The sequence below is a fragment of the Acinetobacter sp. Brlt_5 genome, from assembly GCF_051949055.1.
In the GTDB taxonomy this organism is placed as follows: domain Bacteria; phylum Pseudomonadota; class Gammaproteobacteria; order Pseudomonadales; family Moraxellaceae; genus Acinetobacter; species Acinetobacter indicus.
In genome coordinates, this window is record NZ_JAYJLP010000005.1 from 45,767 (window position 1) to 63,780 (window position 18,014).

Below are 18,014 nucleotides of genomic sequence, written 5' to 3' on the forward strand. Positions count from 1 at the left end.
CATCACCTATTTACTGGATTTGTGCTGTATCTAAAGGTTTATCTAAAGGTACATTCATTAAACGTAAGGATTCCTGCATCACCCGTGCAAACACTGGCGCAGCAACCAGACCGCCATAGTATTGACCGGTCGGGTTTTCTACCACCACAAACATGGCCAGACGCGGGTCACTGACCGGTGCAATTCCGGCAAACAGGGCGCGGTATTCATTTTGCGAATAGCCTTTGCGGTCAGCACGCAATTTATGTGCGGTACCGGTTTTACCGGCAACACGATAACCCGGAATATTGGCCTGACGCGCCGTACCGCCCGGTAAAGTCACCGCTTCCATCATCAGCAGAACCTGCTCGGCAATTTTCGGGTCAAGAATCTGCTCGCCCTGCACTTCGCCTTCCAACTTATACAGACTCAGCGGCAGTTTTTTGCCCTGATTGGCAATCATGGCATAGGCATCGACCAGTTGCAGCACGGTCGCATTCAGACCATAACCATAGGACATGGTTGCCACTTCAGAGACATTCCACTTGCTTGGCGGTAAAATCAGGCCGGCACTTTCACCCGGGAATTTTACAGCCGAACGCTGGCCAAAGCCCAAGCGTTTATAGAAGGTGGGCAAGGTTGGATAGGGCAAAGACAGGGCAATTTTCGCCACGCCGACGTTAGACGATTTCTGGATAATGCCAGCCAGGGTCAAATTGCCATAATTGTGGGTATCACGGATGGTATGGTTACCAACACGCATCGAGCCCCCCCCTAAATTGACCACAGTATTGGCCGAATATTTACCACTTTCCAGCGCCATGGCCACGGTAAATGGCTTCATGGTCGAGCCCGGCTCAAAGGAATCGACTGCCCCGCGGTTACGCATGGCATCTTTGTTCTCCAGGCCCTTTTTGTCATTCGGGTTATACGATGGCCAGCTGGTCATGGCTAGAATTTCACCGGTTTTCACATCGACTGCAATGGCTGTGGCAGAACGGGCATTATTGGCCACGCCGGCAGCGGTCAGTTCACGATACATGATGTATTGCAGGCGCGAGTCGATACTTAAAGTGATATTTTCACCGTGCTCGACTTCTTTAATCACTTCCGGATCTTTAACCCGGTTACCACGTTTATCACGGATAATTTGCTGTTCGCCATCGACCCCAGCCAGACGGCTGTTCAGCTGCATTTCCAGACCTTCAATCCCGGTGCCTTCACTATTGGTCAGGCCAATAATCTGGGCATTCGGCTGTGGCTGCGGATAATAACGCTTATAGTTTTTCTCGGTATAGACACCCTGGAAGTTGCGCTTCAGGATCAGTTCCGCCTGCTGTGGTGGCACTTCTTTTTGCAGCACCAGATAACGTGAACGTGGACGCTCATGCATTTTCTGATGCAGTTCCTGACGGTCCATGCCCACCGCATCGGCCAGTTCATCCAGATTCAGGTTTTTATTGGGCAGTTGACGCTTGAGTTTGCGGTTATTCGGGTCTTTGGCCAGCTCGGCCATGGTGTCGTCATACAGCTCTTTGGCCTCAAAATAATCACGCGGATCAATCACCACTTTCATGATGGGGGTACTAATCGCCAAAGGCACGCCATGCCGGTCGTAAATCACGCCGCGCATGGCTTTGAGTTTTTCAGTTCTTAGAATATTGGCATTGGCCTTATTCTGCAGAAAATCATGATTGATAATCTGCACATAAAAGGCCCGGCAGACCAGCGCCACAAAGACCAGCAGCACCGTTCCCCACATCAGGTAGAAGCGCCACATATCGACATTTAAACTGCTTTTTTGGGTAACAGACTGCTGTTTTTTACCTGTTTGCTTCTTACGCGAATTTACCATGTACAGCCAGCCCTATTGTTTCTGTTCTGAAGTCGTCGGCAATGAAATCACCACAGTTTGTGCGGTGGGTGGTGAATACATGCGTAACTGGGTTACGGCACGTGTCCCGATCTGGGCGGTGGCACCAAAGGTCTGCTGTTCAATCAGCAGACGGCCCCACTCGGCATTGAGATCATCGCGCTCACGCATAAAAGAACTGAGCTGACGATAATCATGTCGATATTCAAACACCTGAAAGACCACCATGAGCGCACTGATAAACACCAGGGCCAACAAAATCAAATAGACGACCATTTTTTTCAGTCGTGACTGTTCTGTATTGTTTTCAACTGCTTTGGTTTTCATTCTTCGCCTGTTCAAGCTAACTTTTCAGCCACACGCAGCCACGCACTGCGTGAACGCGGATTGGCTTTGACTTCCTCTTCACTCGCACGGATACGAGCAATCTTTTTTAAACGGCGGGTATCTTGTTGTACTTGCGGCAGCCCCCAACCGGTATCTTCTGCCAAGCTTGATTCTTTTTGAATAAACTGTTTAATCAAACGGTCCTCTAAAGAGTGGAAGCTAATGACCGCCAGACGGCCTTCAGGCTTCAGCACTTCCACGGCCTGAGGCAAGAAAATATCAATATCTTCTAATTCTTTATTAATAGCAATACGAATGGCCTGAAATGTTCGCGTTGCCGGATGTTTATGCTTTTCCCATTTTGGATGGGCAGTTTTTACAATTTCGGCCAGCTGGCCGGTGGTTTCAATCAAACCGGCGTTTTTAATGGCTTTAGCTATACGGCGGCTATAACGTTCTTCGCCATATTTAAAAATAATATTGGCCAGGGCTTCTTCTTCAATCTGTAGCAACCACTCAGCCGCGGTTTCCCCCTGCGAGTTGTCCATACGCATATCCAGCGGGCCATCCTGCATAAAGCTAAAACCGCGTTCAGCCTGATCCAGCTGCGGAGACGATACGCCCAGGTCGGCCATCACCCCATCAACCTGTTCAATACCACGTGCGGCCAGTTCCTGCTTTAAATCGGCAAAGCTGGCATGAATAATTTTAAACCGCGGATCTTGCTGTTCCAGTTCTGCTGCAACCGCTAAGGCTTGTGGGTCTTTATCAAAGGCATACACACGCGCATGTTCATCTAATTTGGACAGCAATAAACGGGTATGCCCGCCGCGGCCAAAGGTGCCATCGACATAAATTCCTGTATTGCGTTCTGCCAGCAAGGCATCAACAGTTTCGTGGAGTAATACAGAAATATGCGACATAGGGATTCAATCAATACAGCCAAAATTTAACTGCACATTATTACCTTGTTTTGACAAAGCTCCAAACGACTTTTTGTACAGAAATATTACTTTTCATAGAGAAAACCGTTTTGTGATTTTGCCAAATATTCAAAAAGCCTCACAAGGAGGCTGTTTGAATTTATTCTTTAACCAGTCCGCAGATGATTAACGCTTGCTGCTATAAATCTGGTCGAAGATGGCGCCGTTCGCAAAGTGGGTTTGCTGCGCTTTGGCCCAGCCACCAAATACTTCATCAATGGTGAAGGTTTTCAGTTTCGGGAACTGATGCGCATACTTGGCCAGTACCTTTTCATTGCGTGGACGATAGAAATGTTTGGCTGCCATTTCCTGACCCAACGGTGAATATAAATAGTTGATATAACCAGTTGCCAGCCACTTGTTGCCATTACGCTCTACGGTACGGTCAACAATTGCCACTGAAGGCTCGGTTAAAATCGACATCGATGGATAAACAATATCGAACTTGTCTTTACCCAAGGTTTTCAGGGTCACCAGCGCTTCGTTTTCCCAGGTCAGCAGTACATCGCCAATACCACGTTCTGCGAAAGTGGTCATTGAGGCACGTGCTGCAGAGTCCATCACTTTAACGTTGTGATACATCTTGCTGACAAAATCTTTGGCTTTGGCTTCATTGCCACCCGGCTGTTTCAATGCATAGCCCCATGCAGACAGGTATACCCAACGTGGCAGACCACCGGTTTTCGGGTTTGGAGTAATAATCTGTACGCCCGGTTTGGTTAAATCGGTCCAGTCTTTGATGTGCTTTGGATTGCCCTTACGCACCATAAATACGATGGTTGAGGTATATGGTGCCGAGTTATGCGGGAACTCTTTTTGCCAACCCGGCTGGATTTGACCCGATCTGACGATTTCTTCAATATCGTTGGCCAGTGCCAAAGTCACCACATCACCTTTCAGGCCATCGACCACTGAACGCGCCTGTTTGCCTGAACCGCCATGAGACTGCTTGAAATTCACGCTTAAACCGGTGCGTTTTTTCCAGTAATCACCAAATGAGGCATTAAATTCATCATAGAATTCGCGTGTCGCATCATAAGACACGTTTAAAAATTGACGATCTGCTGCCTGGGCAGAATTGACCGTTGCCGCAAGGCCGGTTGCCAGCAAAGCCGCTGAAAATAAAGCTTTAATTTGAGATTTCATGACAGCACAAATAGGTTATCTACATTAATGCTAACTATATGAAATAAAATCATAAATCGCAATTCAGAAAAATTTTTACTTTCGTTTTAAGATGGGCAATTTTTTCTTTTAATCATTTGTTTTTCTTTTAAAAAGCAGCATAACCGATGGGCCAAAATCAGGTTATAGCTTTTTATGGAATAGATATTCAAAAATATGAATAAACCCGGCTTTCAGACGCTTGGCAAACCGTGCTGATTTAAAGCAAGATTAAGATGAGATAGCCCGCACTTGATCCATTCACCTAAATACCCAGTTACATATCAATAAAATGCGAAACTTGCATAATTATATATAAAAAAATATGATATAAGATAAGTTTTGTTGCTGATCTTCACTTTCTCTTCACAGTTATTTGCTAAAACATGTACTCAACAGCGAAATGTGAATAGAAGTAACCAGCAGCCTGACATTTTTTATATTTTTGTAAAAAGTGTGATGCAGTTCTTACTTTTTATATTTTATCTGTGGTTATATAGTAGCCACAACGTAAAAAAATTAAATCCAAAACCAGTTTGGGGGAGTATCAGGATGAAACAGTCAGTCTATGTACTGTGTTTAAGTTTAGGATTGGGCCTGATGGCACAAACCAGCCATACGGCAGTGGTTAAAAATACCCATACTGCGGTGAAAATGGTGCCGGCCAAACCCTCCCTCATTGAAAAAGCCCTGTTGCAGCAAAAAGAACAGTTAGGCACCACCAAAACAGACAAGCTGCAAGCCGATAATGACCTGAAAATGATGACGTCAATTAAAGCAGCGCCAACCCAGAATTTCTTTGCTTCACAAAACCAGCGTTTTAGCCGTTTTGTACAATCCTTCTTCAGCTCGAACCAGTCTTAATTGACCGGATTGAACTGAACCTGCGCGCGACTGACTCCCCCTCAAGCCGCGTGCTGTTGCAGCCTGATCATCGAATGCAGAATAAAGCATTAAGTGATCAGGCTTTTTCGTTATAATAGATTCCAATTTACATTCTGACTCATTACTGATTATGACTGTTCGTACCCGTATTGCTCCTTCTCCTACCGGTTTTCCGCATGTAGGCACTGCATATATTGCCTTGTTTAACCTGTGCTTTGCCAAACAGCATGGCGGCGAATTTATTTTGCGTATTGAAGATACCGACCAGCTGCGCTCGACCCCTGAATCTGAAAAAATGATTCTTGATTCTTTGCGCTGGTTAGGCCTGAACTGGTCAGAAGGTCCAGATGTGGGTGGCCCACATGCGCCATACCGTCAATCGGAGCGTATGGACATCTATAAACAGTATGCACTGGAACTGGTTGAAAAAGGTCATGCCTTCTACTGCTTCGCAACTGCAGAAGAACTGGACCAGATGCGTGCCGAACAGCAAGCACGTGGTGAATCTCCACGTTATGACGGTCGCGGTTTACAGCTTTCCGCTGAAGAAGTTCAGCGTCGTCTGGCGGCAGGCGAACCACATGTAATCCGCATGAAAACTCCAACCGAAGGCATCTGCAAATTTAACGACATGCTGCGCGGTGAAGTGGAAATTCCTTGGGCGCAAGTCGACATGCAGATTCTGCTAAAAACCGATGGCCTGCCAACTTATCATTTAGCCAACGTGGTCGATGACCATTTAATGCAAATTACCCATGTCATTCGTGGTGAAGAATGGATTCCATCAGCACCAAAACATCAGTTGCTGTATCAATACTTTGGCTGGGACATGCCGGTACTGTGCCACATGCCGCTGCTGCGTAACCCGGACAAATCCAAACTGTCAAAACGCAAGAACCCGACTTCAATCAACTACTATAAAGACATTGGCGTACTGCCAGAAGCCTTGCTGAACTATTTGGGCCGCATGGGCTGGTCAATGCCGGATGAGCGTGAAAAATTCACCCTGGCGGAAATGATTGAACACTTTGACATCAACCGTGTGTCTTTGGGCGGTCCAATCTTTGATGTGGAAAAACTGAACTGGCTCAACGGTCAGTGGATTAAAGCCCTTTCTCCGGCTGAACTGCTGGATACCTTGTTGGCCTGGAAAGCCAATCGCGCCAAGCTGGAAGAGATTGCTGCCGCGATTCAGCCACGTATCAACTTATTATCTGAAGCCGTGAACTGGTCTGCGCACTACTTCAACCATTTCCCGACACTTTCAAAAGAACAGTTTGAAAGTAAAAAACTGTCTGAAGAACAGGTTCGTCAAAGCTTGCAGTTTGCCATCTGGCGTCTGGAAAGTCTGTTCACCTGGAACAATGACACCGTGAGCCAGACCTTAATGGACCTGGCCGCACAAATGGAAATTAAACTGCGCGACTTTATGCCGGCATTCTTTATTGCCATTGCCGGTTCAACTGCATCTACGCCAGTGATGCAGACCATGGTCACTATTGGTCCGGATTTAACTTTTGCCCGTCTGCGCCATGCGCTGGAAATTGTGGGCGGACCAAGCAAAAAAGAGCTAAAAGCCTGGGAAAAACTCAATGAAAGCTTAAAATTGCCGAAAAATGATGCAGTTGATGCAAGTTAATGCAGTTTTTTGTTGACGTGTGAGCATTATCTTCATAATATAGCGCTCACACAGACTGGGGCCATAGCTCAGTTGGTAGAGCGCTACAATGGCATTGTAGAGGTCAGCGGTTCGATCCCGCTTGGCTCCACCATGGTTTCATAATTGTGTTGCCTCAATAAGTCCCTATCGTCTAGAGGCCTAGGACATCGCCCTTTCACGGCGGTAACCGGGGTTCGAATCCCCGTAGGGACGCCAATTTAAGCTCACTTTTAAAGTGATCTGATAAAAAACCCAAGCATTATGACTTGGGTTTTTTATTGCCTGTTGTTTTATTTTGCTGTGCTTTTTTGCTTTCTGATGTATTCCGATTAAAATAAACCACAGATTAGAATTTTGGAGTTGTAATGCAATACCGTTGCTCGAAGTGTCAAAGCCCGAAAATCATGCCTGTTGCGCAAGCAGGCCAAGCAGCTCCACGTCCGGTGGTGCCAAAAAGCCTGGTATTTCTGATTCCAGCTATTTTTATTTTATTGCTGCTGGTGCTGATTAGTATTGCCATGTGGATTTTTGGGGATGGTGCGGGCACGACCCTGCAAACAGCAACCGTAATTGTCTTTGTGATCTGTTTAATTGCCGGCTTCATGTTCTATCGTGATTTGCCAGATTTTAAAATTTCAATGCAGGCTTTTATGCAAAACCAGAAGAAATGGAAATGCCGCGAATGCAACCATGAGTGGGAAATCTGATTTTTCTCATTGATTCAAACAAAGCTGCATCTGGCGTTGATCAGGATAGCTCCCAACGCCAGCCCATGATTATAAAAAGGTAAAAAATCATCTCCTTCAATGAAGTGCTAAAAGTATTGCACACTTCCTGCGATCGCTACACGCCTTCCTTCTATATCTATATAGCGCGACCAGGATAATACCCATCTCTTTATAGCTCTCTATTCAAACTACATAAAAAAACCAGCCCGAAGGCTGGTTTTTTATTTAGATGGGATTAACCACCAATTTTGCGATATTTCTGACGCTTGGTAATCAGGTCATCACCATCACGTTTACGACGGTATTCTTCGAACTCCGCATAGTTACCAGTGAAGAATTCAGGAGTTTCACCTTCGAATGACAGGATGTGCGTTGCAATACGGTCGAGGAACCAACGGTCATGCGAGATCACCATCACGGTACCCGGGAAGACCAGAATTGCATCTTCAAGCGCACGTAAAGTTTCGATGTCCAGGTCGTTTGACGGTTCATCGAGTAGGATGACGTTAGCGCCCATTTGCAGGATTTTCGCCAGTTGTAAACGGTTACGCTCACCACCTGACAATTGACCAACACGTTTTTGCTGATCTTGGCCTTTAAAGTTAAAGCGGCCAATATAAGCACGTGATGCAATTTCGTATTCACCAATACGTAAGATGTCTAAACCGCCAGACACTTCTTCCCACACGGTTTTGTTATCATCTAGCGTGTCACGAATCTGACCCACGTAAGCGACTTTAACCGACTCCCCCAGTGTTACCGTACCGGTATCTGGTTGCTCTTCACCAGTCATCATACGAAACAGTGTGGTTTTACCTGCACCGTTCTCACCCACAATACCGACAATTGCTGCAGGTGGTACGGTGAAGGTTAAATCTTTATACAGGGTACGATCACCAAATGACTTGCTGATGCCTTCAACCTCAACCACCTTGTTACCCAAACGTGGACCAGGTGGAATATAGATTTCAGACGTTTCGTTACGCTGCTGGAATTCGCGTGAGTTCAGCTCTTCAAAACGCTCCATACGCGCTTTGTTTTTCTTTTGCTGACCTTTGGCATTTGAACGAACCCATTCAAGTTCTTTTTTCAATGCCTTCGCAAAAGATTCTTCCTGCTTCTGCTCTTGCTCTAAACGCGCGTTCTTTTGCTCTAACCAAGACGAATAGTTGCCTTGATATGGAATACCATGTCCGCGGTCAAGCTCCAGAATCCACTCGGCAACGTTATCAAGGAAGTAACGGTCGTGCGTAATCGCCACGATGGTGCCCGGGAAGTCTTTTAAGAAACGTTCTAACCAGGCTACAGATGAAGCATCTAAATGGTTCGTCGGTTCGTCCAGCAGCAGCATGTCTGGTTTAGACAATAGCAAACGGCACAGTGCCACACGACGGCGCTCACCACCTGAAAGCTTAGTCACATCTGCATCCCATGCTGGCAGGTTTAATGCCGCTGCGGCTTGCTCCAGCTGGTTATTCAGGTTGTGCGCATCCCAAGTCTGAATAATGGCTTCCAGCTTTTCCTGCTCTTTTGCAAGCGCATCAAAGTCTGCATCTTCAGCTGCATATTCAGCGAATACTTCGTCCAGACGCGCCAATGCATCAAGCGCTTCACGTACGCCATCTTCCACGTTACCACGAACGTCTTTGGTTGGATCGAGCGGTGGTTCTTGCTCAAGGTAGCCGATTTTAATTCCTGGCTGTGCACGTGCTTCACCAGAGAAATCTTTATCTACGCCCGCCATAATACGAAGCAAGGTCGATTTACCTGCACCGTTTAGACCAAGCACACCAATTTTTGCGCCTGGGAAAAATGATAAAGAGATGTCTTTTAAGATTTCGCGCTTCGGCGGAACCATCTTCGACACTCGGTTCATCGTATAAATATATTGGGCCACGTAGGACTCCTCAATAGAAAAACCAATTTCGGGGGCAAAACCGCCACCCCTACTCAAATGAGCGAAAAAATAATCGGCTATTATACCTGAAAGCCAGAAAAAGATAAGGGATCGGCCTCATCTTCCACGCTTTGTTACAACTCTTTAAAGTGCCCAAAATTCAGGCATACATTGCAGCCTTATCCGCCGTTGAAATTTTAAAATGAGGGCGTCTTTATGAAATTTAAAGATAATTATTGCAGATATTTCCCTCTTTATTTCATAAATAGACCTGCTACACTTGATCAAAATATAACTCACGCAAGATGAACGAAAAATGACGTATAAAGCTGAAACTTTGGCCATTCATGCTGGCTACACCCCTGAACCGACCACCAAAGCCGTGGCAGTACCGATTTACCAGACCACCTCTTATGCCTTTGACAATACCCAGCACGGTGCCGATCTGTTCGATTTAAAAGTACAAGGCAATATTTATACCCGTATCATGAACCCGACCACGGCAGTGCTGGAGCAACGTGTGGCAGCGCTCGAAGGCGGGATTGGTGCGCTGGCACTGGCGTCGGGGATGGCTGCAATTACCTATACCATTCAGACCCTGGCCGAAGCTGGCGATAATATTGCATCGGTTTCAACCCTGTATGGCGGTACCTATAACCTGTTCGCACATACGTTGCCAAAACAGGGCGTCGAAGTCCGTTTCTTTGATTATCAGAACCCGGAAGCCTTACGCGAACTAATTGATGACAAAACCAAACTGGTTTTTGTGGAATCCATTGGTAATCCGCTCGGCAATATTATTGATTTAGAAGCCATCTCCCAAATTGCGCATGAATATGGCATTCCGGTGGTGGTGGATAACACAGTGGCCACACCGGTGCTGCAAAAATCCTTTGATTTTGGTGCCGATATTGTGGTGCATTCGCTGACCAAATATATTGGTGGCCATGGCACCTCGATTGGTGGAATTATTGTCGATAGCGGTAAATTCCCGTGGGGCAAATATCCTGAACGTTTTAAATCCTTAAATACCCCTGACCCAAGCTATCACGGGGTGAATTATGTCGAAGCCTTGGGCGAAGCAGCCTTTATTGCCCGCGCCCGCGTGGTACCGCTACGCAATACCGGTGCAGCGATTAGCCCGCATAATGTTTTCCTGATTCTACAAGGACTGGAAACCTTAAGCCTGCGCATGGAACGTCATACCGAAAATGCCCAAAAAGTGGCGGAATATTTGCAGCAGCACCCTAAAGTGAAATGGGTCAATTACGCCGGTTTAAAAGATCATCCACAACATGCGCTGGCGCAAAAATATGTTAAAGGCAAACCGTCTGCGATTCTATCCTTTGGTGTGCAAGATGGCCGTGAAGGCGGCACCCGCTTTATTGATGCGCTGCAACTGTTTACCCGTTTAGTCAATATTGGCGATGCCAAGAGTCTGGCCTGCCACCCGGCTACCACCACCCATCGACAATTAAATGATGAAGAGCTGAAAGCGGCGGGGGTAAGTGAAGATATGGTGCGCCTGTCGATTGGCATTGAACATATTGATGATTTGATTGCTGATCTGGAGCAGGCACTGGCTAGCGTCTAATTATTGCAATTTCACGACAAACGGTCTGCTTTTGCGCTGCAATGGCAGACTTTTTGCTTTTTAAACATAGAAACAAGGACTTGCTTTGTCGAAAAATTTTAAGCAGAATTTACCAATCCACCAAAACACCCCATTAGAGCAATTACTCTAAAATAACTTTCAATTTCAAGCACTTATTTTATAGCTTTTTTTTAAACTTCGGTTATTATAATGCCCATCATAACAGCCCGAACCAATGAGATTGGGCGCAAAAATTCAAATAACAAAGACCATTGAGTCTGATCTTTTAATCAAGCAGGGATACGAGTGTGAAGGCAAAACTAGAGAAACTTTTCAAGAAAAAAGTAAATGGAAAAACCGTACTGATTACCGGTGCATCCAGTGGTATCGGACTGACCACCGCTTATCGTCTGGCAGAGGCGGGAGCGCATGTGCTGCTGGTGGCACGTACCCAGGAAACCCTGGAGCAGGTCAAAGCAGAGATTGAAGCCAAAGGCGGCAAAGCATCTATTTTCCCGTGTGATTTAAATGATTGGGAAGCCATTGACCAGACTTCAAAAGATATTTTAGCGTCTGTCGATCATATTGATATTTTAGTTAACAATGCCGGACGTTCAATCCGTCGTGCCGTGCATGAATCTTTAGACCGTTTCCACGATTTTGAACGCACCATGCAGCTGAATTATTTTGGTGCAGTGCGTCTGGTGATGAATATTCTGCCACAAATGATGGTACGTCGTAGCGGCCAGATTATTAACATCAGCTCGATTGGCGTATTGGCCAATGCGACCCGTTTCTCGGCTTATGTTGCCTCTAAAGCCGCATTGGATGCTTTTAGCCGCTGTCTATCGGCCGAAGTACATTCACACAATATTGCAATTACCTCCATTTATATGCCACTGGTGCGTACTCCAATGATCGCACCCACCAAAATGTATAAATATGTTCCTACCCTTTCACCGGAACAGGCGGCCGATTTAATCTGCTATGCCATTGTGAAACGTCCGAAGAAAATTGCCACACATTTAGGCCGTTTGGCTTCAATTACTTATGCGATTGCACCGGATATTAACAACAAGCTGATGTCGATTGGTTATAACCTGTTCCCAAGTTCATCGGCTTCGGTGGGTCAGCCACAAAAGCTGAACTGGGTACAAAAAGCGTATGCCCGTTTGTTCCCGGGTGAACACTGGTAAAACAATCCTTTTAAAGACCTGTCTAATGACAGGTCTTTTTATGTTATAAAACCCCTCATTTTGAACAGTTAAAGTAAGACTATGCGGACCTTTTCCCTTATTCTGCAATATGGGTGTTTTGCCTTTGCCCTATTTCTGGGCTATCAGGTGGCGATGGCGCTGTATCATCAGGATTATGAGCTGATGGAATTGATTGCCGATGTGGGCACGATTCTGATCTGTATTGATTTAGGTGTGTTTTTATTTTCCAGTAAAGCTGCCAATAAGCTGAGTTTGCAGGAATATGCCAAACAGCTGGAACAGCCGCCTACGCCACTGGTGAGTTTTACCCGCAAGCTGGGGCATTTGGGCATTATGCTGATTTTATGTAGCTGGATTGTGCCGATGGTCAATTAAATAGGGCAATAAAAAAACCTCCCAATTGGGAGGTTTTTTCAGAGCTAAAGATTACTTCGAACCTTTAATCCCGGCTTGTAATAACAATGCACCTAAACCACCAATCTTATTGTCTTGTGGTTTTGCCGCTTGCGGCTTTTTGCCCTGAGGACGCGCCTGTTGCGGACGTTTACCCTGCGGCTTACGTTCAGTACGCTGTTCGTTTTGGTCACGGCGTGGCTGACGTGGTGCTTTCGCTGCTGCAGCACCTTCCGGACGCATCGACAGGTTCACACGGTTACGCTCAACATCTACCGTTAAAACACGCACCTGAACAATTTGACCCGGTTTCACCACTTTATGCGGATCAGACACGAATTCATTGGCCAGTTCAGAAATATGGACTAAACCGTCCTGATGCACACCGACATCCACAAAGGCACCGAAGTTGGTGACATTGGTGACCACACCTTCTAGCTGCATGCCTTCAGACAATTGTGATACTTCAGTAATATCATCACGGAATTTAGCGGTACGGAATTCCGGACGCGGGTCACGGCCCGGCTTTTCAAGTTCGCTCAGCACGTCCTGAATGGTTGGTAAACCAAACTGGTCATCCACAAATTCGTCTGCATTGACCTGACGGATAATTTCAGTATTGCCAATAATATCTTTGACTGTGGTCGCTTTGGCTTCCACAATTTTAGACACCAGCGCATACGACTCCGGGTGCACCGCAGAGGCATCAAGTGGCTCAGAACCATTTTGAATACGCAAGAAACCTGCCGCCTGTTCAAAAGTACGCTCACCTAAACGTGGCACTTTTTTCAGGGCCTGACGATTATCAAAACGGCCATTTTCCTTACGAAAGTCCACGATTTGCTGGGCAATTGATTTGTTCAGACCAGCGATATAACCCAGAATTGCTGCAGATGCCGTATTCACATCCACACCCACCGAGTTCACACAGTCTTCCACCACCGCTTCCAGGGTTTTGGCCAAACCAGTCTGGTTCACATCGTGCTGGTACTGACCCACACCAATTGATTTCGGATCAATTTTCACCAGCTCTGCCAATGGATCTTGTAAACGACGGGCAATGGATACTGCACCGCGAATCGACACATCCAGTTCTGGAAGTTCTTGTGAAGCCAGTTCAGAAGCTGAATAAACCGAAGCACCGGCTTCAGACACTGATACACGGGTCAGTTTCAGGTCGCTGTTCGCGGCCATCATTTCAGCCACTAACGCTTCAGTTTCACGGCTTGCGGTACCGTTACCAATCGCGATTAAATCGACGTTAAATTCACGGCAAAGACGCGCCAGTTCCGTTAATGAACCTGCCTTATCATCTTTTGGTGCAAATGGATAAATAGTGCTGTGCGCCAATACATCGCCTGATTCATTCACTACCGCCAGTTTCACACCGGTACGGATGCCCGGGTCAACGCCCAGCGTCGTACGTGCGCCAGCAGGTGCAGACAGCAGCAGATGACGGAGATTTTCAGCAAACACCTGCATTGCTTCTGCTTCAGCCGCCAGACGTTTTTCAGTCAGTAAGGAATGCTCAATGGTCGGGCGAACTTTACCCAGCCAGAACAGTTTTGCGGTCTGCTTTAAATAGTCCTGACGCGCTTGTGGCTGCACGGTATCTAAGTTGTATTCGGTTTCAATACGTGCCAGTGGCGCTTCATCTTCACCATCAACTTTTAAGCCCAGCACGTTTTCCTGACGGCCGCGCAGCATGGCCAGCAAACGGTGCGATGGTACTTTGTTCAGGCTTTCAGAGAAATCGAAGTAATCACGGAATTTTTTACCAACTTCTTTTTTCTCATCACTGGCCACCAGACTTTTCAGCACGGCGGTTTTGGCGAAGGTTGCTTTCAGTTCTGTGGTGAGTGCAATATTTTGCGCCCAGTCATCAATTAAAATATGCTGAATCGCATCGAGCTGGCTTTCCAGGTCTGGATAATCTTCATGGCTAAAGCCTGCAAGCGCTTCTACTGGATCAATCGCTTCTGCAAAGATTTTCTCTGCGATTGGACCCAAGCCGGCTTCTTTGGCTTTAAAAGATTTGCTGGTACGTTTTGGACGGTACGGCGCGTAAATTTCTTCTAAGGCATTTTTAGTTTCAGCCGCATTCACACGTGCCAATAAATCATCAGATAATTTATTTTGTTCTTTTAGTGATTCAATCACTTTTTCACGGCGTTCAAACAAATCACGCAAATACGCTAAACGTGTATCGAGCTGGCGAAGTTGCGTATCGTCTAAGCCCTGCGTTACTTCTTTACGGTAACGTGCAATAAAAGGAACACTGGCACCTTCATCAATGAGTTTGATGGCAGCTTCTACCTGATTTGGACGTACGGCAAGTTCTTTTGCCAACTGCTGAACTAAGTCAGTCATCGTGTTTGATCCCACAAGGATAAGTACTAAATGGCATGATTATAAAGACCAGGCCCATAAAATCCACAATTGTTTTATGAAATTTACAGATGGCGATTCTTGCCAATTCGCAGATATTTCACATTTTTGCGGTAAATTCATCATTTCAGGGCCTTTTCTTCCCCAAATTGTGGGATTTATCTTCTATCATAGATGTATATATTTGGTATCTATGTCTTGATTTTAACTGCAATATTTGTTGCTTTAGAGCATAGTCAAGGCATACAGATGAATCGTATACTCAAAGTCAGTGAAAGCTTTGCATACGACCACAATAAAGAATAAAGGAGCACATCATGAGTTTAGTTGTACCTGCTGAAAATACAGATGCCGTACATACCGAAACTGACCGCGTTGAACGCATTCTCGTTGTCGATGATGATGTGCGTTTGCGTACGCTGTTACAGCGTTTTCTGGAAGATAAAGGTTTCGTGGTCAAAACTGCCCATGATGCTACGCAAATGGATCGCCTGTTACAACGCGAGCTGTTTTCCCTGATCGTGCTCGATTTCATGCTACCGGTTGAAGATGGCCTGAGTATTTGCCGCCGTTTACGCCAATCCAGCATTGATACGCCAATTATCATGCTGACCGCACGCGGCAGCGACTCAGACCGTATTGCCGGCCTTGAAGCAGGTGCCGATGACTATCTGCCAAAACCGTTTAACCCGAATGAACTGTTAGCGCGTATTCGTGCCGTATTACGCCGTCAGGTACGTGAAGTCCCGGGTGCACCAAGCCAGCAGATGGAAGTGGTCAGCTTTGGACCGTGGGCACTGGATCTTTCGACCCGTACCCTGACCCGTGAAGGTCAAGTCGTGACTTTAACCACAGGCGAGTTCGCAGTGTTAAAAGCGCTGGTACAACATCCTCGTGAACCGCTGACCCGCGACAAGCTGATGAATCTGGCGCGTGGCCGTGAATGGGGCGCAATGGAACGTTCGATTGATGTGCAAGTGTCTCGCTTACGCCGCCTGATTGAAGAAAACCCGGCACGTGCGCGTTATATTCAAACGGTGTGGGGTGTGGGTTATGTCTTTGTTCCAGATGGTGCGGAATAAAGCTCACTCATCGAATCTATGACGGAGTCTTACGGTCTATTCCCCACTGATGGGATACAACCTGCGGTTCGCCTTACTTTTGTTTCGGCAAAAGTAAGCAAAACCATTGTCATCCGCAAAACTCGGCAAATTCCGTCATTTCAACCAATATTTCGCAGAAACATAAGTAATTTACTTGAGTCCTGCCTCAAACAGTTGCGGATGACCTAACGCGTATCCAATTTTGGGGGAGAACTTTCCCTTTTTAAAAAGGACTCATTGTGAAACTCGACCCCATCGATCCACAAGACTTTACCGACTTTGAAACCTATTCAGAACGCAAACGCACGCCGTGGGAACGCTTTCTGGATAAAATCAAACCGCGCTCGGCTGCCATGCGGACCACCGTGCTGGTGCTGTTTGTGGTGATTTTCAGTCTGTTTATGTCACTGTGGTTCTTTTGGCGCACCCTGTATCTGCCGGAAATCCAGCAACATGCCCGTTATCTGGCAGTTGAACTGGAAATTCTAAACAATCCGGAATTACGGATTTTCCATAATGATGCCGAAGTCGATGTGGATGCCTGGCTAAAAAACCGGGTCGGGATTGAATACATTACCGATCCCAAGGAATATCCGAATGTCCGTGACAAGGTTATTGCCGAATTCTTTACCCGACAAATCGAGAAAAAACTGGCCAATGAACTCAAAGCCGATGATGTAACCGTGTATTTCCAATTCAAGCCCAGCCCACGTATCTGGATTCAAACCCCGGAAATGAACGGCCACTGGGTTCGTGAACCATTAAAAACCTATGCCAACTACAGTCCGGAACTGGTGTTTGGCTGGCTGCTCGGCATTCCACTGCTGTCTGCGATTATTATTCTGACCTTGGTGCGTCAGCTGAACCGGCCATTACGCCGTTTGCAGGAAGCGGCCAACACCTATAGTCAAACCGGCAAAGCGCCTTATTTAGAAACCAACCACGGCCCACTGGAAATCCGTCAGGTGAATCAGGCTTTTAACCAGATGATTTTTACCCTGGAACAGACCGAGCGTGACCGCCGGATTATGCTGGCCGGAATTTCGCATGACCTGCGCACGCCTCTGACCCGGATTCGGCTGAGTGCAGAAATGATGCCGGATGAAGACTTTTTAAAAGAAGGCCTGATTTACGATGTCGAAGATATGGACGCCATTTTGGACCAGTTCATTTCCTATATGCGTGATGGCTCGGATGAAGAACTGCAAGATACCGATTTAAATGCCTTGTTACAGGAACTGGTGATCCAGTTTAAACCGCTGGACATTCGCTTTAGCCCGGAAGAATTACCGATTTTGCAGGCACGCAGCCTGTCGCTGAAACGCTTGATTGGCAACCTGATTAACAATGCCAAGCGTTATGGCACTGAACCGATTGAGCTGTCTGCCAAAGTGCAGGAACAATTTATCTGCATTAGTGTGGCCGATCATGGTGAAGGCATTCCTGAAGATCAGATTGAATCTTTAATGCAGCCTTTTGTGCGTGGGAATGCCGCACGTACCGTCCAAGGTAGCGGTTTAGGTCTGGCCATTGTGAAACGGATTGTCGATATTCACCAAGGCGAGCTGATTATTCGCAATCGCGAGCACGGTGGACTGGAAGTCATCATCTCTTTACCGCTGCCCGAACAGCCAGATGATGAAAAAAACAACAGTAGCACCCTAGAAAAAATTAAGCAAAGTATTACAGAACATTTCTAAATCATGCTTAAACATTGATCAATCAGTTCTTGGTAAAGATTTGGCTTTTAATTTTTATTATTGAATTTTCAACAAGATAAAAAGCATCAAATATATTTATACCTGCATTTTTTGAAAAAATTA

13 protein-coding genes, 2 tRNA genes and 1 pseudogene are annotated in these 18,014 nt (G+C 46.3%); 10 read left to right on the top strand and 6 right to left on the bottom strand.

Annotated elements, in window-relative coordinates:
- Positions 1-2: 2 nt before the first annotated feature.
- From ftsI to VF685_RS05025, 4 genes and pseudogenes are all read right to left on the bottom strand, one after another.
- Positions 3-1,834, bottom strand: a pseudogene (ftsI, locus tag VF685_RS05010) (penicillin-binding protein PBP3).
- Positions 1,835-1,846: 12 nt separating this feature from the next.
- The gene (gene ftsL / locus VF685_RS05015; RefSeq protein ID WP_005180539.1) at positions 1,847-2,179 is read right to left on the bottom strand and encodes a cell division protein FtsL; all 333 of its coding nucleotides are present in this window, start codon (positions 2,177-2,179) and stop codon (positions 1,847-1,849) included.
- A gap of 11 nt (positions 2,180-2,190) precedes the next feature.
- A complete protein-coding gene (gene rsmH, locus VF685_RS05020; protein WP_005180541.1) occupies positions 2,191-3,102 on the bottom strand; it encodes a 16S rRNA (cytosine(1402)-N(4))-methyltransferase RsmH in 912 nt (303 codons plus the stop codon).
- Between the two features lie 186 nt (positions 3,103-3,288).
- Positions 3,289-4,308 (bottom strand): sulfate ABC transporter substrate-binding protein, encoded by a 1,020-nt coding sequence (locus VF685_RS05025; protein WP_005180543.1) that lies wholly within the window; start codon positions 4,306-4,308, stop codon positions 3,289-3,291.
- Positions 4,309-4,878: 570 nt separating this feature from the next.
- Here VF685_RS05025 and VF685_RS05030 point away from each other — a divergent pair.
- The 5 genes from VF685_RS05030 to VF685_RS05050 all read left to right on the top strand — a co-directional run bounded on the left by VF685_RS05030 (position 4,879) and on the right by VF685_RS05050 (position 7,578).
- Positions 4,879-5,190 (top strand): hypothetical protein, encoded by a 312-nt coding sequence (locus tag VF685_RS05030; protein WP_104472435.1) that lies wholly within the window; start codon positions 4,879-4,881, stop codon positions 5,188-5,190.
- 151 nt (positions 5,191-5,341) lie between these two features.
- Positions 5,342-6,850: a glutamate--tRNA ligase gene (gltX, locus tag VF685_RS05035; protein ID WP_286384667.1), complete on the top strand. Its 1,509-nt coding sequence runs from the start codon at positions 5,342-5,344 to the stop codon at positions 6,848-6,850.
- Positions 6,851-6,907: 57 nt separating this feature from the next.
- Positions 6,908-6,983 (top strand) — tRNA-Ala (locus VF685_RS05040).
- Positions 6,984-7,011: 28 nt separating this feature from the next.
- Positions 7,012-7,087, top strand: a tRNA-Glu gene (locus tag VF685_RS05045).
- Between the two features lie 149 nt (positions 7,088-7,236).
- Positions 7,237-7,578, top strand: a complete 342-nt coding sequence (locus tag VF685_RS05050; RefSeq protein WP_286384668.1) for a hypothetical protein — start codon at positions 7,237-7,239, stop codon at positions 7,576-7,578.
- A 256-nt stretch (positions 7,579-7,834) separates the two neighbouring features.
- On the opposite strand, the gene ettA is transcribed toward VF685_RS05050, so the two are convergent.
- Positions 7,835-9,496, bottom strand: coding sequence for an energy-dependent translational throttle protein EttA (ettA, locus tag VF685_RS05055; RefSeq protein ID WP_005180550.1), 1,662 nt, complete (start codon positions 9,494-9,496; stop codon positions 7,835-7,837).
- Between the two features lie 316 nt (positions 9,497-9,812).
- On the opposite strand from ettA, the gene VF685_RS05060 reads away from it, so the two are divergent.
- The 3 genes from VF685_RS05060 to VF685_RS05070 all read left to right on the top strand — a co-directional run bounded on the left by VF685_RS05060 (position 9,813) and on the right by VF685_RS05070 (position 12,682).
- Positions 9,813-11,090 (top strand): O-acetylhomoserine aminocarboxypropyltransferase/cysteine synthase family protein, encoded by a 1,278-nt coding sequence (locus VF685_RS05060; protein WP_005180552.1) that lies wholly within the window; start codon positions 9,813-9,815, stop codon positions 11,088-11,090.
- A 308-nt stretch (positions 11,091-11,398) separates the two neighbouring features.
- Positions 11,399-12,286, top strand: a complete 888-nt coding sequence (locus VF685_RS05065) for an SDR family NAD(P)-dependent oxidoreductase (protein ID WP_005180554.1) — start codon at positions 11,399-11,401, stop codon at positions 12,284-12,286.
- Positions 12,287-12,367: 81 nt separating this feature from the next.
- On the top strand, positions 12,368-12,682 hold the full coding sequence (locus VF685_RS05070) for a hypothetical protein (RefSeq protein ID WP_005180556.1): 315 nt from the start codon (positions 12,368-12,370) through the stop codon (positions 12,680-12,682).
- Positions 12,683-12,733: 51 nt separating this feature from the next.
- Here VF685_RS05070 and VF685_RS05075 read toward each other — a convergent pair whose 3' ends face one another.
- Positions 12,734-15,070: a Tex family protein gene (locus VF685_RS05075; RefSeq protein ID WP_286384669.1), complete on the bottom strand. Its 2,337-nt coding sequence runs from the start codon at positions 15,068-15,070 to the stop codon at positions 12,734-12,736.
- Between the two features lie 335 nt (positions 15,071-15,405).
- Here VF685_RS05075 and ompR point away from each other — a divergent pair, with 335 nt between their 5' ends.
- The gene (gene ompR, locus VF685_RS05080; protein WP_005180561.1) at positions 15,406-16,170 is read left to right on the top strand and encodes an osmolarity response regulator transcription factor OmpR; all 765 of its coding nucleotides are present in this window, start codon (positions 15,406-15,408) and stop codon (positions 16,168-16,170) included.
- A 260-nt stretch (positions 16,171-16,430) separates the two neighbouring features.
- On the top strand, positions 16,431-17,891 hold the full coding sequence (locus VF685_RS05085; RefSeq protein WP_005180564.1) for an ATP-binding protein: 1,461 nt from the start codon (positions 16,431-16,433) through the stop codon (positions 17,889-17,891).
- Positions 17,892-18,014: the final 123 nt, after the last annotated feature.

Coding starts and splice junctions, on each gene's coding strand:
- VF685_RS05060 (WP_005180552.1), top strand. CDS start 9,813: ATGACGTATAAAGCTGAAACTTTGGCCATTCATGCTGGCTACACCCCT.
- VF685_RS05075 (WP_286384669.1), bottom strand. CDS start 15,070: ATGACTGACTTAGTTCAGCAGTTGGCAAAAGAACTTGCCGTACGTCCA.
- rsmH (WP_005180541.1), bottom strand. CDS start 3,102: ATGTCGCATATTTCTGTATTACTCCACGAAACTGTTGATGCCTTGCTG.
- gltX (WP_286384667.1), top strand. CDS start 5,342: ATGACTGTTCGTACCCGTATTGCTCCTTCTCCTACCGGTTTTCCGCAT.
- ompR (WP_005180561.1), top strand. CDS start 15,406: ATGAGTTTAGTTGTACCTGCTGAAAATACAGATGCCGTACATACCGAA.
- VF685_RS05050 (WP_286384668.1), top strand. CDS start 7,237: ATGCAATACCGTTGCTCGAAGTGTCAAAGCCCGAAAATCATGCCTGTT.
- VF685_RS05070 (WP_005180556.1), top strand. CDS start 12,368: ATGCGGACCTTTTCCCTTATTCTGCAATATGGGTGTTTTGCCTTTGCC.
- ftsL (WP_005180539.1), bottom strand. CDS start 2,179: ATGAAAACCAAAGCAGTTGAAAACAATACAGAACAGTCACGACTGAAA.
- VF685_RS05025 (WP_005180543.1), bottom strand. CDS start 4,308: ATGAAATCTCAAATTAAAGCTTTATTTTCAGCGGCTTTGCTGGCAACC.
- VF685_RS05030 (WP_104472435.1), top strand. CDS start 4,879: ATGAAACAGTCAGTCTATGTACTGTGTTTAAGTTTAGGATTGGGCCTG.